14 protein-coding genes are annotated in these 14,056 nt (G+C 71.2%); 4 read left to right on the forward strand and 10 right to left on the reverse strand.

Annotated features, from left to right (window positions below; translation table 11 throughout):
- Nucleotides 1-467 precede the first annotated feature (467 nt).
- On the forward strand, nucleotides 468-1,781 hold the full coding sequence (locus tag AQJ84_RS07440; RefSeq protein ID WP_374935445.1) for an extracellular catalytic domain type 1 short-chain-length polyhydroxyalkanoate depolymerase: 1,314 nt from the start codon (nucleotides 468-470) through the stop codon (nucleotides 1,779-1,781).
- 100 nt (nucleotides 1,782-1,881) lie between these two features.
- On the opposite strand, the gene AQJ84_RS07445 is transcribed toward AQJ84_RS07440, so the two are convergent.
- Nucleotides 1,882-2,961: an NADH:flavin oxidoreductase/NADH oxidase gene (locus AQJ84_RS07445; RefSeq protein WP_053193541.1), complete on the reverse strand. Its 1,080-nt coding sequence runs from the start codon at nucleotides 2,959-2,961 to the stop codon at nucleotides 1,882-1,884.
- Between the two features lie 124 nt (nucleotides 2,962-3,085).
- Here AQJ84_RS07445 and AQJ84_RS07450 point away from each other — a divergent pair, with 124 nt between their 5' ends.
- Nucleotides 3,086-3,436, forward strand: a complete 351-nt coding sequence (locus AQJ84_RS07450) for an ArsR/SmtB family transcription factor (protein ID WP_030045000.1) — start codon at nucleotides 3,086-3,088, stop codon at nucleotides 3,434-3,436.
- Here the strand turns inward: AQJ84_RS07450 and AQJ84_RS07455 are convergent.
- On the reverse strand, nucleotides 3,359-4,744 hold the full coding sequence (locus AQJ84_RS07455) for a nucleobase:cation symporter-2 family protein (RefSeq protein WP_053193544.1): 1,386 nt from the start codon (nucleotides 4,742-4,744) through the stop codon (nucleotides 3,359-3,361). The genes AQJ84_RS07450 and AQJ84_RS07455 overlap by 78 nt on opposite strands.
- Nucleotides 4,745-4,873: 129 nt before the next feature.
- The gene (locus tag AQJ84_RS07460) at nucleotides 4,874-6,220 is read right to left on the reverse strand and encodes an FAD-dependent oxidoreductase (protein ID WP_030045001.1); all 1,347 of its coding nucleotides are present in this window, start codon (nucleotides 6,218-6,220) and stop codon (nucleotides 4,874-4,876) included.
- Nucleotides 6,221-6,428: 208 nt separating this feature from the next.
- Here AQJ84_RS07460 and AQJ84_RS07465 point away from each other — a divergent pair, with 208 nt between their 5' ends.
- The gene (locus AQJ84_RS07465) at nucleotides 6,429-6,884 is read left to right on the forward strand and encodes a DUF6214 family protein (protein ID WP_053193546.1); all 456 of its coding nucleotides are present in this window, start codon (nucleotides 6,429-6,431) and stop codon (nucleotides 6,882-6,884) included.
- Nucleotides 6,885-6,909: 25 nt separating this feature from the next.
- Here the strand turns inward: AQJ84_RS07465 and AQJ84_RS07470 are convergent, their stop codons facing one another.
- A complete protein-coding gene (locus AQJ84_RS07470) occupies nucleotides 6,910-7,563 on the reverse strand; it encodes a DUF305 domain-containing protein (protein WP_030045003.1) in 654 nt (217 codons plus the stop codon).
- 194 nt (nucleotides 7,564-7,757) lie between these two features.
- On the opposite strand from AQJ84_RS07470, the gene AQJ84_RS07475 reads away from it, so the two are divergent.
- Complete coding sequence (locus AQJ84_RS07475) at nucleotides 7,758-9,260, forward strand: LVIVD repeat-containing protein (protein WP_030045004.1); 1,503 nt, start codon at nucleotides 7,758-7,760, stop codon at nucleotides 9,258-9,260.
- Here the strand turns inward: AQJ84_RS07475 and AQJ84_RS07480 are convergent.
- The 6 genes from AQJ84_RS07480 to AQJ84_RS07505 all read right to left on the reverse strand — a co-directional run bounded on the left by AQJ84_RS07480 (nucleotide 9,248) and on the right by AQJ84_RS07505 (nucleotide 13,914).
- Nucleotides 9,248-9,946 (reverse strand): TetR/AcrR family transcriptional regulator, encoded by a 699-nt coding sequence (locus AQJ84_RS07480; RefSeq protein WP_030045005.1) that lies wholly within the window; start codon nucleotides 9,944-9,946, stop codon nucleotides 9,248-9,250. The two genes, AQJ84_RS07475 and AQJ84_RS07480, sit on opposite strands and share 13 nt — an antisense overlap.
- A gap of 161 nt (nucleotides 9,947-10,107) precedes the next feature.
- The gene (locus AQJ84_RS07485) at nucleotides 10,108-10,800 is read right to left on the reverse strand and encodes an HAD family hydrolase (protein WP_030045006.1); all 693 of its coding nucleotides are present in this window, start codon (nucleotides 10,798-10,800) and stop codon (nucleotides 10,108-10,110) included.
- Between the two features lie 9 nt (nucleotides 10,801-10,809).
- Nucleotides 10,810-11,325 (reverse strand): hypothetical protein, encoded by a 516-nt coding sequence (locus AQJ84_RS07490; RefSeq protein WP_030045007.1) that lies wholly within the window; start codon nucleotides 11,323-11,325, stop codon nucleotides 10,810-10,812.
- Entirely contained in the window at nucleotides 11,322-11,993 is a 672-nt protein-coding gene (locus AQJ84_RS07495) for a phosphatase PAP2 family protein (protein ID WP_030045008.1), read from the reverse strand. The genes AQJ84_RS07490 and AQJ84_RS07495 overlap by 4 nt, the downstream gene beginning before the upstream one ends.
- Before the next feature lie 314 nt (nucleotides 11,994-12,307).
- The gene (locus AQJ84_RS07500) at nucleotides 12,308-13,240 is read right to left on the reverse strand and encodes a M56 family metallopeptidase (protein ID WP_053190616.1); all 933 of its coding nucleotides are present in this window, start codon (nucleotides 13,238-13,240) and stop codon (nucleotides 12,308-12,310) included.
- A gap of 143 nt (nucleotides 13,241-13,383) precedes the next feature.
- Nucleotides 13,384-13,914: a DUF5134 domain-containing protein gene (locus AQJ84_RS07505; RefSeq protein WP_053190618.1), complete on the reverse strand. Its 531-nt coding sequence runs from the start codon at nucleotides 13,912-13,914 to the stop codon at nucleotides 13,384-13,386.
- Between the last annotated feature and the right edge of the window lie 142 nt (nucleotides 13,915-14,056).

Genomic DNA, 14,056 nt, shown 5'->3' on the forward strand with positions numbered 1-14,056 from the left:
GTGAACTGTGTTCTCCATGCTGTTCGCTGCGCGGGTTCAGGGTGGCCGTGTAGGTCGTGGGGGGAGCGGATCGGTCACACTGTTGAACGGAACGTAGGGGGCAAGCGCTTTCTAGTCAACGCTTTGCGCAGAACACATTCGGCCACCCTGTGAACTCGGGAGCGAATTCTTTCGAAGCGTGGGAGCGCTTCCACGTCAGCCATGTGCATGCCACGATGCTCCGCGGACGCTTCCTTCCGTGAGAGGCCGGTCGATGACGACTCCACGCACGCGTACGTTCGTCAGCGGCCCGGTGCTCGCGCTGGTGGCCGCCGGCCTGGCGGCTGTCGCCCCCGGGGCGGGCCGCCGCGGGTTTTGGGGCCGTCCGGACGGACGCGTGTTGTTGACCCAGACGAACTCCTCCTGCTGAACCACCCGAGCACGAGGTCCCCGAGTCGCGATCAGAAAGGGACGAGGACGTGCCCACGATCCCCGGCAACACCGCTAGGAGAGCGCTGCGTTCGGTGCTCGTGACGCTGTTCGCGGCACTGGTGCCGTTGCTCGCGACGACCATCCTTGCCGCGCCCACGGCCTCGGCCCGCCCCGCGCGGACCGCCGCGGCCCCCACCGCGGCGCTCACCGAGGTCACCGGCTTCGGCGCCAACCCCAGCAACCTCCAGATGTACCTGTACGTGCCGGACAGCGTCACCGCCAACCCGGCGGTCGTGGTGGCCGTGCACTACTGCACCGGCTCGGGGCCTGCCATGTACCAGGGCACCGAGTGGGCCTCGCTGGCCGACCGCTACGGATTCGTCGTGGTCTACCCGTCCGTCACCCGGGCCAGCAAGTGCTTCGACGTCTCCTCGCCGCAGGCGCTGAAGCGTGGCGGCGGCAGCGATCCCGTCGGCATCAAGTCGATGGTCGACTGGGTCACCCGCACCTACTCCGCCGACACCGGCCGGATCTTCGCCACCGGCATCTCCTCCGGCGCGATGATGACCAACGTCCTGCTGGGCGACTACCCCGACGTGTTCGCGGCGGGCGCCGCCTTCGCCGGAGTGCCGTTCGGCTGCTTCGCCACCACCGACGGCTCCGAGTGGAACAGCGCGTGCTCGGGCGGCACCGTGACCCACACCCCGCAGGAGTGGGGCGCCCTGGTCCGCGCCGCCTACCCCGGCTACACCGGCACCCGGCCCCGCATGCAGGTGTGGCACGGCACCCAGGACGACGTCCTGCGCTACCCCAACTTCGGGGAGGAGGTCAAACAGTGGACGAACGTGCTCGGTGTCAGCCAGACCCCGGCCGCCACCGACACTCCCGTCTCCGGCTGGACCCGCACCCGCTACGGCGCCACCGGTGACCGGGCCCCCGTGGAGGCGATCAGCCTCCAGGGTGTCGGCCACAACCTCTACACCAACGGCATGGCGGCCCGCGCCCTCACCTTCTTCGGCCTGGACAGCTCGGGGCCCGCGCCGCAACCGCAGCCCGGCGCCTGCAAGGTGACCGCGAGCACCAGCGCCTGGAGCACGGGCCTCACCGCCTCGGTCACGATCACCAACACCGGTACGACCTCGATCAACGGCTGGCAGCTCGGCTTCACCCTGCCCGCCGGCCAGAGCATCACCAACGGCTGGGGCGCCACCTACGCGCCGGCCTCCGGGTCGGTCACGGCCACCAACGCCTCGTACAACGGCACGCTCGCCCCGAACGCGAGCGTCAGTGTCGGCTACCAGGCGAACCACTCCGGCAACAGCGCGGCCCCCACCGCGTTCAAGCTCAACGGGACGGCCTGCACGGGCTGATGTCACGGCGGGACGCACGGCGGACGGGGTAACTGCCCGGCCGTCGTGCGGTCGCGCCGCGCCGTCGTGCGGTCGCGCCGCGGCACGGAACCTCGTGCGCTCAGACCGACCGGTGGTACTGGTCCGGAACGTGCACGTCCCCGCCCAGCTCGCGTGCCGCGTGCCGCGCCCACGACGGGTCGCGCAGGAGTTCGCGGCCCAGCAGTACGGCGTCGGCCTCGTCGTTCGCCAGGATCTTCGCGGCCTGCCCGGGGTCGGTGATGAGGCCGACCGCGGCGACCGGCAGGGACGTCTCGGCCTTCACCCGCGCGGCGAAGGGCACCTGGTAGCCCGGGCCGGTCGGGATGCGGACGCCGGAGGCGTTGCCGCCGGTGGAGACGTCGAGGAGGTCGATGCCGTGGGCCTTGAGGTCGCGGGCGAAGCGGACCGTGTCGTCCGCCGTCCAGCCGCCCTCCTCCAGCCAGTCCGTCGCCGAGACGCGGAAGAACAGCGGCTTGTCGTCCGGCCAGACCTCCCGTACGGCGTCGACGACCTCGAGGGCGAAACGGGTGCGGTTCTCATACGAGCCGCCGTACTCGTCGGTGCGGTGGTTGGAGTGCGGGGAGAGGAAGTTGCCGATCAGGTAACCGTGCGCCCCGTGGATCTCGGCGACCTCGAAGCCGGCGGCGAGAGCACGGCGGGCCGCGTCCGCGAACTGGCCGACGACCTCGTGGATCTGCGGGGCCGTCAGTTCGGTGGGTACCGGGTGCCTCTCGTCGAACGCCACCGGGCTCGGCGCCAGCGGCTGCCAGCCGTCGGCGTCCGGCCCGAGCGGCGCGCCCCCGGTCCAGGGCCGGTCGGTGGAGGCCTTGCGGCCGGCGTGGGCGAGCTGGATGCCGGGCACGGTGCCCTGGGACACCAGGAAGCGGGTGATCCGGCGGAACGCCTCGGCCTGGGTGTCGTTCCAGATGCCGAGGTCGTACGGGGAGATCCGGCCCTCGGGGCTGACGCCGGTGGCCTCGACGATGATCAGGCCCGTGCCGCCGGCCGCGCGTGCCGCGTAGTGCGCCAGGTGCCAGTCGTTCGGGGCGCCCGTCTCCGGCCCCTGGGGCGCCGCCGAGTACTGGCACATCGGGGGCATCCAGACCCGGTTCGGGATGGTCACGTCACGCAGGCTGAGGGGCTGGAAGAGGGAGCTCATGGAGAGCTGCTCCAATCGTCGCGGTGCCGATGGACGACTCGTACGATAGGCATCGTAGTACGGGAAGTGTCAAACTACGAGACCTCTCGTACAATGGGACGCCCCGAGAGCCTGTGGAGCAGCCGTGACCTCCCCCGTCGTCAGCAGTCGTGACCTTCCGCATCCGGCGCGCGAGGAGATCCGGCTGGAATCTGTGCTGCACGCGCTGTCGGACCCGATGCGGCTCAGGATCGTGCGAGAGCTCGCCGCGGTCGGCGACGAGCTCTCCTGTTCGCGCTTCGACCTGCCCGTCACCAAGTCCACGACCACGCACCACTTCCGGGTGCTGCGGGAGGCCGGGGTGATCCGGCAGATCTACCGGGGCACGGCCAAGATGAACGGGCTGCGCCGGGACGACCTAGACGGCCTGTTCCCGGGACTTCTCGACGCCCTCCTCGACGCCGCCGCCCGGCAGGCCGCCCGCGTCGGAGTCTGAACGCCTCCTGCCCGGCAGGTGGTTGTAGAGCAGGTTGAGCACGATCGCCGTGAGGCAGCCCGCGCTGATGCCGCTGTTCATCACCGTCCGGAACCAGTCCGGGAACCCCTCGTAGATCGTCGGCACGCCGACCGGCAGCACGCCCATGGCGACCGAGACCGCCACCACCGTCAGGTTGTCGTTGCCCCTGAAGTCCACCTGGGCCAGAGTCCGCAGGCCGCTCGCCGCGACCGTCCCGAACATCACCAGACCTGCACCGCCGAGCACCGGCGCCGGCACCGCCGCGACCACCGCGCCCAGCTTGGGGAGCAGACCCAACAGAACGAGGATGCCGCCCGCGGCGGCGACCACCCAGCGGCTGCGTACCCGGGTCATGCCGACGAGGCCGACGTTCTGCGCGTACGCCGTGTAGGGGAAGGTGTTGAAGACTCCGCCGAGCACCGTGGACAGGCCGTCGGCGCGCAGGCCGTCCGACAGGGAGCGCGGCTCCACCTTCCGGTCGGTCATCTCGCCGACCGCGATCAGGTCGCCGGTCGTCTCGGTCATCGTCACCAGCGCCACCACCAGCATCGAGATGATCGCCGAGGCCTCGAAGGTGGGCGCGCCGAAGTGGAACGGCGTGCTGATGCCGACCCAGTCGGCCTCCTTGACCCCGCCGAAGTCCGTGAAGCCGAAGGGTACGGCGACCGCCAGGCCCACCACGATGCCGATCAGCACTGCGATCCGGCTCAGGAACACCGGCGCGAACCGCTGGACACCCAGCACCACGGCGAGCACGAAGGCGGCCAGGGCGATGTTCCTCGGCTTCCCGAAGTCCTCGGCCCCGGCCCCGCCGGCGACCCAGTTGCCCGCGACCGGCAGCAGCGAGATGCCGATGATCAGGATGACCGTGCCCGTCACCAGCGGCGGGAAGAACCGCAGCAGCCTGCCGAAGACCGGGGCCAGCAGCACGATCGCGAGCCCCGCGACGATGACCGAGCCGTAGATCGCGGGGAGTCCGCCGCCCGTCGTGCCGATCAGAACCATCGGCGACACGGCCGCGAACGTACAGCCCTGCATGATCGGCAGCCGTACCCCGAACCGCCAGAACCCGACGCACTGGATGAGGGTGGCGATCCCGCACACCAACAGGTCGGCGGTGATCAGATACGCCAGGTCCGCGGCGGACAGCTTCATCGCACCGCCGACGATCAACGGCACGGCCACCGCGCCGGCGTACATCGCGAGGACGTGCTGGAGGCCGAAGGCGGCCAGTTGCCGGACGGGTGGGACCTCGTCGACGGGATGCACGGGTGAGGTCGTTGCCATGGGCACTCCAGAGCGGCGGGTGGCGGGGAACCTGCGAACTGAACGAGACCGTAAGGGCCTTGAACAGTTTGTTGATTTCGACGCTGTTGCCGATGTGTGTCCTGCCCACCCGATGGCCGGCGAAGCCCGCTAAGAGGTGGCCGACCGCGCCGCCGCCAGCAGCGATGGCCAGTCCGGCAGCTTGACCACGCCGCGCCCCAGCGAGGCCCCGAGTTCCGCCTCCGCCCGCTCGATCGCCTGCCACCCCGCCCACTCGACCGGCCGGGTCCCGTCGGCCCGCAGCGCCGCGAGCGGTTCGCCGGGAAGTCTCCTGTGCGCGAGGACCGGGGCGTCCTCCAGCAGGGAGATCACCGTCTCCTTGGCGCACGGCCGGTTGGTGCCGATCACGCCCGTCGGGCCCCGCTTGATCCAGCCCGCCACGTACTCGCCCCGCGCGACGACACCGTCACGCAGCACCCGTCCGGCCGAATGCGGCACCGTGCCGCTCGCCGGATCGAACGGCAACCCTTCCAGCGGTACGCCGCGATAGCCCACGGAGCGCAGCACCAGCTGCGCCTCGACCTCCTCGAACACGCCGGTGCCCGTCACTCCGCCCAGCCCGTCGGGCACCGTCCGCTCGAACCGCACCGCGCCCACGCGCCCCGCGTCGGGGAGCAGTTCGACGGGCCGCAGGAAGAACCGGAGCTGAATCCGGTGAGGTGCCGGGTCGCCGGGCGCACACTCCGACCAGCCGCGCAGCACCTCCACGTTCCGGCGCTGCGCGGCGGGCAGCCCGGAGGGGTCGGCGCAGGCCGGGTCCAGGGCCAACTCGGCCGGATCGACGGCGACATCGGTGCCGGGCAGGGTGCCCAGCTCGCGCAGCTCCTTGGTGGTGAAACGGGCCTGGGAGGGGCCGCGCCGCCCCACCATGTGGACCTCCGTCACCTGGCTCGCGGCCAGCGCGGCGAGCGCCGCCTGCGGCATGTCGGTGGGGCTCAGCTCCGCGAGGCCCCGGGCCAGCATCCGGGTGACGTCCACGGCGACGTTCCCCAAACCGATGACCACCGCCGACCGGGCGCCGACCACGAAACCGTCGGCGGCGGAGTCGGGATGCGCGCTGTACCAGGACACGAACTCCGTCGCCGACCAGCTGCCCGGCAGGTCCTCACCGGGAATGCCCAGGTGCCGGTCGGTGGCGGCGCCCACGCAGTACACGACGGCGTGGTACAGCTCCCGCAGCCGCGCGGCCGGCACACCTCCGGGGCCGACCTGGACGCCCCCGAGGAAGCGCACCCGTTCGTGCTCCAGGACCGTGCGCAGACTGCCCTGCAGCGACTTGATCTTCTCGTGGTCCGGCGCCACCCCGTACCGCACCAGGCCGTACGGGCACGGCAGCCGGTCCAGTACGTCGACGAGCACGTCCGGGTCCTGCTGAACGAGGCTCTGGGCGGTGTAGCACCCGCTCGGCCCTGAGCCGATGACGGCGACATGCAGCACGGCGGAACTCCTCACCGGGGGACCTGCGGGGTCGACGGGAGATCGCTCTCACCTCCAGCATCGCACCGCGGAGGCTCCGCTGACAGGGGCCGTGCGGGGGAGAGGCAGGCGTGTCCGTTCGTATGGAATGTGATCATGCGGTTACGTTGCGTGTGTGCTAGAAGCATCCTTTCTTAATCTTTCCGATCGCTGTCCGGCGGACGGCGCCGTGTCCGTGTGGCCCGCGTGGGAAGTGCAGGAGGGTGGGGTCTCGACCTCGTGGTTCGACGTCCGGCTGGAGTTCGGTGACGGTGCCCGGGTCCACGTGCTCGCCGTGGTGTGCGAGGGGGGCGTCTCCCTGGAGGACGTACGGGCCCAGCCGGCGCTGTCCCTCGACGACCTGGCGACGCTGGCGGACTGGATCGAGGGTCCGCTCGCCGAGGCCGCGGGCGTCGGACCGGCAACCGCGCCCGAGGGGACCTCACGCCGCGCCCGCCCGCCGTGGCCGCGGGGCACCGAGGGGCGGTGGCTCGTCGCCCAGGAGTACCGGGCGGCCCAGGAAGGGGGCGTGGACCCCGTTCTCGCCGTGATGTGCGCGACCGGGCACAGCCGTCGCAAGTCGCTCCGTCTCATCGCCCAGGCGCGCGACGCGGGATATCTGACGCCGCGTCACGCGCGGCGCTGAGTACGCCGGCCGGTGGGCGGGAGGGTCACTGCATGGCGCGCATCCGCGTGATCTCGCTGGTCTGCTGAGCGACCACGTCGTCGGCCATCTCCTCGATCCGGATGTTGTTGCCGTGTGCCTTCACGTCCGTCGCCATCGTGATCGCGCCCTCGTGATGAGTGATCATCAGCTTGAGGAAGAGTTCGTCGAACTGCCTGCCGTCGGCCGCGTCCAGCTTCTTCAGCTGGGCCTCGCTCGCCATGCCGGGCATGGTGGCGTGCTCGTGGCCGTCGCCCTTCTCGTCCTCGCCGTGCTCCGCCAGCCAGGCCCGCATGCTCTCGATCTCCGGCCCCTGGGCGGACGCGATCCGCTCGGCGAGCTTCTCGAGCTTCGACGACTCGGCGCGCCGGGGGACCAGCCGGGTCATCTCCAGGGCCTGGGCGTGGTGTTCGATCATCATCCGCGCGTAGGCGATGTCGGCCGAGTTGGGGGTGTCGTCGTCGCTGCGCTGCCGTGCGGCGTCCTCGGCGGACATCGTGCGGTTCGCCTCGCCGGGCTTGCCGGGTACGAGCACGGAGGGGCCGGTCGCCCCGGCCGGCTTCGCGTCCGAACCGGAGTCGCAGCCCCCGAGGCCGAGTACGGCCAGGGCGGCGAGCGAGACCGTGACGAGGGGCGCGCGGTACGCACGGCGGAAGGGCACAACGACCTCCTGTGGCAGGCGTGGTGGGTGACACCTCGTGAGTGTCGAGGACCGTCCTAGCACGCTCGGGCGCGTGGCTGATCAAAAACCTTCATTACATGTTCGTTGCCCCCTGTTGATATGTGCATGGTGAAGACGATACTTCGGTGGTGCGTGAACCGTTCCCACACGAACGGCGCCAGGGAGGAAACACAGTGATCCTGTTGAACGAACCCCGAACGCGTCACAGACGCCTGGGTGTTGCCGCCACGGCGGTCGGCCTGCTGGCCGCGCTGCTGACGGCCGGCCCGGCCGTCGCGACCCCCGACCCCGGGGACGCGCCGGCCACGAGCGAGGAGGTGTCCAGGAGTACCGAGGCGGAGGTCCGCGCGGCGATCGCCGGAGGCGAGATACCGGGCCAGGACGAGATCGTCCACTCCGCCAACATCGAGCACGTCGTCAACATCCCCAAGGACGTGCTGCCCGGCACCAATTCGGACCTCGCCTTCCAGGGGAAGTACGCCTTCTCCGGCAACTACGACGGCTTCCGCATCTTCGACATCAGCAACCCGAAGGCGCCGAAGACCGTCTCGCAGGTCCTGTGCCCGGGCTCGCAGAACGACATATCCGTCTCCGGCGACCTGCTCTTCCTGTCCACCGACTCCTCGCGCAGCGACAGCAGTTGCAACAGCACCTCGCAGCCCGCGACCGAGAAGTCGTCGTGGGAGGGCATGAAGGTCTTCGACATCAGCGACAAGAGGAACCCGAAGTACGTCGCCGCCGTCGAGACCGCCTGCGGTTCGCACACCCACACGCTGGTGCCCGAGCGGCGCAACGTCTACGTCTACGTCTCCTCGTACTCGCCGAACGCCACCTACCCGGACTGCAAGCCGCCGCACGACGGCATCTCCGTGATCAAGGTGCCGCGCAAGGCTCCCGAGAAGGCGGCGGTCGTGGGCTTCCCGGTGCTCTTCCCCGGTGAGGGCCCGGACGGCGGTGGCAACCCGGGCGGCCCGACCAACCCGGGCGTCTCCAAGACCACCGGCTGCCACGACATCACCGTGCTGCCGTCGAAGGACCTGGCCGCGGGCGCCTGCATGGGCGACGGCATTCTCTTCTCCATCAAGGACCCGGAGAACCCGAAGGTCATCGACCGGGTGCAGGACAACGTGAACTTCGCCTTCTGGCACTCGGCGACCTTCAACCAGAAGGCCGACAAGATCGTGTTCACCGACGAGCTGGGCGGCGGCGGAGCGGCCACCTGCAACGCGGAGATCGGCCCGAACAAGGGCGCCGACGGCATCTACGACATCGTCGGCAGGGGTGAGCACCGCAAGCTCGTCTTCCGCAGCTACTTCAAGATCGACCGTCACCAGGCGGACGTCGAGGTCTGCGTGGCCCACAACGGCTCGATCATCCCGGTCAAGGGCAAGGACCTCATGGTCCAGGCCTGGTACCAGGGCGGCGTCTCCGTCTGGGACTTCACCGACTCCTCCCGCCCGAAGGAGATCGCCTACTTCGAGCGCGGGCCGGTGAACACCGAGCGCCTCACGACCGCCGGCTCCTGGTCGGCGTACTACTACAACGGCTACATCTACTCGAACGACATCGCCAAGGGCTTCGACGTTCTGAAGATCAACGACCGGCGTACCGACCCGGCGAAGCGGGTCCGTCTGGACGAACTCAACGTCCAGACGCAGCCGGACTACTTCGACTGAGCCGCCTCCGGCCCGGGTCCGCACTCCGGTGCGGACCCGGTGGCGAAGAACCGTGACAGATCGCTGTCGCACGCCCCGTCGGACGCCGGCCCGGTGTCCGACGGGAACCCCAGCTCCCGGTCCAGCCGGTACCGCTTGAACAACTCGGCGCGCAGCACCGGCAGCGGCATCGGCACCCCCGGCACCAGGGCCGCGAACACCGAGCCCATCAACAAGGCGCGCAGGACGGCGTAGTCCGCCTCGACGTCCTCGGAGCCGTGCCGGGCCACGGTGTCCCGCAGGAGCCGGCCCAGGCGCTGCTGCTCCGGACACTGCACGAAGCCCTCGGCCTCCAGGATCCCGGCCATGTGCTGGCGCATCAGCACGGGCTGGTCACGCGTCAGGCCCAGGATCGCGTCGATGGCCCGGGCCATCCGCTCCCGGCCGTCCTCCGTACGCGGCTCGCGCTCCAGCGCCTCTTCCAGCGTGCGGTGCATCAACCGGTGCACGGCGGACTGCACGAGCCTGCGCTTGCCGGGAAAGTAGTACGACACCAGACCGCGCGCCGAGCCCGCCCTGTCGGCGATGTCTGCGAGGGTCGTCGCCTCGTACCCGCGCTCGCTGACCAGCTCGACGGCCGCCTGCAGCAGCCGCTCCCGGGAACGCCGCCGCAACTCTTCGTTGACCGAGGCGCTGCGCGGGGACATGCTGTAACTCCTGCGTTGACTGGCTATCAGCCAACTATACTCAGGGCGTCCGGACCGGTTCCCGAAAGGGCCTGGTCAGGGCTGCCGCCGTCCTGGACGACGCGGGGGATCGTCCAGGACGGTCGCGCACACCCTGATGGTGGCCCCGGGCAACCTCGAGATCAGCCCACCAGATCCAGCACCGCCCGCAGCCCGTCCGGCCGTTCGGCCACCGGCAGGTGGTCCACGAAGTGCACCGAGCAGCCCAGGGCCGCGGCCCCGCCGTCCGCCCGCCGGTCGTCACCGACCATGAGCGTGTCCCGTGGGTCGACGTCCAGCGCGGCGCACGCGGTCGCGAACAGCCGGGCGTCGGGCTTCTGGATGCCGTGTTCGTAGGACAGGACGTAGGTGTCGACGTAGGGGTCGAGACCGTGCTCGCGGAACACCGGCCGCAGGTCCCAGCCGATGTTGCTGACCACACCGACGCGGATCCCGCGCTCGCGCAGCGTCCGGAGCACGTCGATGGCGTCCGGGTACGGCAGCCAGGCCGTCGGGGTCATGTGCCGGTCGTACAGCAGGTCGTACAACGCGGGGTCGGGGAGCGGTACTTGGCGGGCGACGCCGGTGTACGCGGCCCGGTGCAGCTCGGCACTCTTGTCGCGGATCTCCCAGACATGGGCGAGCTCGTCGGGGATCCGCTCGACGGGGTGGGTCCCGCCGGGGAGCGCGCCCACCCGGTCCAGGGCCTGCGCGGTCAGGTGGAACTCGGCGTCGGGGAGGGAGAGTTCGGCATCGGCCAGGACGGCTCGCAGCCATGACTCGGTGGACTCGATACGAAACAGCGTTCCGGAGAAGTCGAACAACACAGCAGCCATGCGGTGATCCTAAGAGGCGATGTTCCACGCCGAGGGAAGATCGCTGCCGCAGAACACACAGACGAAGTCGCCCTCACGCACCACGGAGCACTCGTGGCACCGCTCGCACCGCCGGAACACGACCTCGTGCGTGAAACCGCCGGGGTGCTCGACGCCCAGGCCGTCCAGGGCGCGGGCCACGGCGTGCCAGGAACCGAGGTCGGGGCAGTAGCCGGTGGACTGGTTGGTGACCTCCCGGACCGTCCAGCGCCCGAAGGCACGGTCGAAGCCCATCTCGCCGGCGGCCAGGACCTCGCCGCCGCCCGCGCACGCCACGTGCTCGCTTCTGCGGGGCGCGAGCCGCAGCAGACCGTCCGGGGCGACGACGAAGGTGAACGGCTCTCCGCTCTCGGCCGCCCCGCGTCCGGACAGCCAGACGTCCAGGTCGGCGGTGTCGCGCAGCACCCGGGCCGCGGTGTGCGGCCCCGCCGCCGCCCGCAGCTCGGGCGGACCGACGTAGGGGTAGCGGCGTGCGGGGGTGCTCACGGGCGCAGGCGCTTGTGGACCGTCACCGCCAGCGCCACGACCATCGCGCCAAGGAGCCAGCCGCCGACCACGTCCGAGGGCCAGTGCACGCCCAGCCACACGCGGGTCAGGCCGACGCCGACGACGGAGATCACGGTCACGGCCAGAGCCGTACGCCACCACACCCGGCCGGCGCCGTGACGGCGCAGCAGCCACAGCAGGAGGCCGCACACGACCGTCGCGGTCAGGGCGTGGCCGGAGGGGAAGGCGCTGTAGTGGGCCGAGTCGACCGGGTCGGGCCAGACGGGCCGCGGGCGCCCGACGGCGGCCTTCATGGCCTGCTGGAGCAGGCTGCCCAGCAGGCAGGTCGCCGCCAGCCAGCCGGCCGTCCACCAGGCCGCACGCCGCCACACCAGCCACACCACGACGACCGCGCACAGGATGCGCATCGTCCAGGGGTCCCAGACCCAGTCCGTCAGGATGCGGAACGCCTGCGTGACGTCCGGGTCGTCCACGGCCCAGCGGTGGGTGGTCCGGGAGATGTCGCCGTCCAGGCTGAACAGAGGGCGCCACTCGGCGGCGACCAACGCGAGCAGCAGCACGGAGCACAGCGCGAGGATGCCTGCGGCGCGGGCGGCGCGGCGGTGCGCCGGCGGGCGGGGCGGGGAGTCGACGGGCGGGGTGTGCATGCAGAGATACTCGCCGAACGAAGGGGCGGGAAGCGAATTCCGGGAGACCTCGTGGCGAAATCGAGGCAACCTCGGGGTGGCTTCGGGGTGGGGGTGTGAGGTGCGGACGGTGGGGGACTTCGGGGTGTGGGGTGGGAGTGGCTGGGAGTGCGGGAGTGGCTCAACGTGAGGGAGTGGTCCAACGTGAGGGAGTGGCTGGGGTGACTGCCCGGCACCTCGACGACTACCTCAGCCCGCTACCTCAGTCCACCACCTCAGTCCACCTGCCCACTACCTCTGCCCACTACCTCTGCCCGCCACCTCAGCCCACCACCTCACCCCAGCGCCCGCAGCCCCGGGACGAACGCCACCAGCACCGGGACGACCGGCACCAGCGCGGCCGTAGCCGTCAGCCTTACTCGGCGGGCCGTCGTGAGGCGGTCCGGGGGTGTGAGCAGCCGGTGGACCCGCTGCGGCACATGGGCCTGTGGGGTCGGGGAGGGGCCGAACACGCCCCGGTCCTCGTTGAGTTCGACCAGGGCGAGCGCGGTCGTCAGCCGGCCGAAACGGCGGGAGGCCATGTCGTCGGCGGCGAGTTCGACCAGCCGGTGCATCTCGTCGCGGAACGCGGCGAAGACGGGGACCTGTGGGAAACCGCCGGCCAGCGCGGCCGAACAGTGCAGAAGCCAGTCGTGCCGGGCCTGCGCGTGACCCTCCTCGTGGGCGACGAGCGCGTCCAGCTGCCGGCCCTTCAGGCGGCGCATCGCGGCCGTCGTGATGACGAGGCGGGGTGTGGCGCCCGGCAGCCACCAGGCGTCGGACCGCTCACCCTCCAGGACCACGAGTCGGCCGCCGGGCTCCTCGCCGGGCAACACCGGGGACCGGAGCAGGAGTTCGGCCCGGCGCGACCGACGCCGGGTACGCGCCCGTGCGACCTCACGGACCAGCATCACCGCGCTCCACACCCCGCCGCACGCGAGCGTCAACGCCGTCGTCGCGGCCCACGGCTCGGCCGTACCGAGCGCGTACGCCTCCGCCACGACTCGCGGCGCCGGGGCGAACACCCGCCCGCGCACCGCCTGCCAGGCACTCGCCGCGCTGAGGGTCATCGACAGGGCGCAGCACACCAGTACGGCCGCCACCACGCACTGCCACACCCACAGGGCGAGCACCGGTTCGCGGTCCGCCCAGTCGGCCCGGGCCAGCAGCCGGGGGGCCACGACGGCCGTGAGGGCGCCGAGCAGCAACAGTGCCGCGGGGAGCATCATGGGAGCACCCTATGAGCGCCGTGCCCCCGCAGGTACGGCCCGTGGCGCGAAGTGACGCAGGCAACGGTCGCCCACGGCCCGGCGCGCGACCGGTGTCGACGCGCGACCAGCCCCCGGGCGCGCGGCCAACCGGTGCCGACGCGTCACAGGGTCAGCAGCATCCCCAGCATCCCGATCCCCATCGACAGCCGGCACGCCCGCGCCACCTCAGGACGGTCGCCCCACCCGACGGCCCCGCCACCGGCGGCGACGGGCACCAGCCGCAGGCCGGACAGCAGCACGTACCCGGTGAAGTAGAGGAGCAGCGCACCGGTCAGCGCCGGGATCCCGGCGCCGCCGTGGTGGCCTGGGGAGGTGGCCATCACCACCGCCATGTAGACCATGGCCGAGGCGCCCACGAGATGGTGCAGGTGGTGGGCGCTCGCCCGGGCCGCCCACAGCGCGCGCAGCGCCGCCGCGCCGAACACGACGGCGTAGGCGGGCCAGGCCCACGACGGCGGGGTGAACACCGCCGCGGGCACGGCCATCGCGGCCATGCCGAAGCCCATCAGCGCCTCGCCGCCCGCGGCCCGACGCTGTTCCTCGACGCTGCTGCGCATCCGCAGCAGGCAGTACGCCCCGGTCGCCGCGCACAGCGCCACCAGCAGCCAGCCGGGCGAAGCCGGTCCGTGCACGCCCACCTCCCCGCTCGACCCGCTAGACGGTCGGTCAAGGAATGCCCTGGTCATGCGGCGCGCAAGCAAGCGCAAGGGTGTACATGGGGAGCATTCGACGGAGCACGACAGGTGAGAGTAGGTGCTTTACGAGTAAAACACC

Source organism: Streptomyces resistomycificus (genome assembly GCF_001514265.1).
Lineage (GTDB): Bacteria > Actinomycetota > Actinomycetes > Streptomycetales > Streptomycetaceae > Streptomyces > Streptomyces resistomycificus.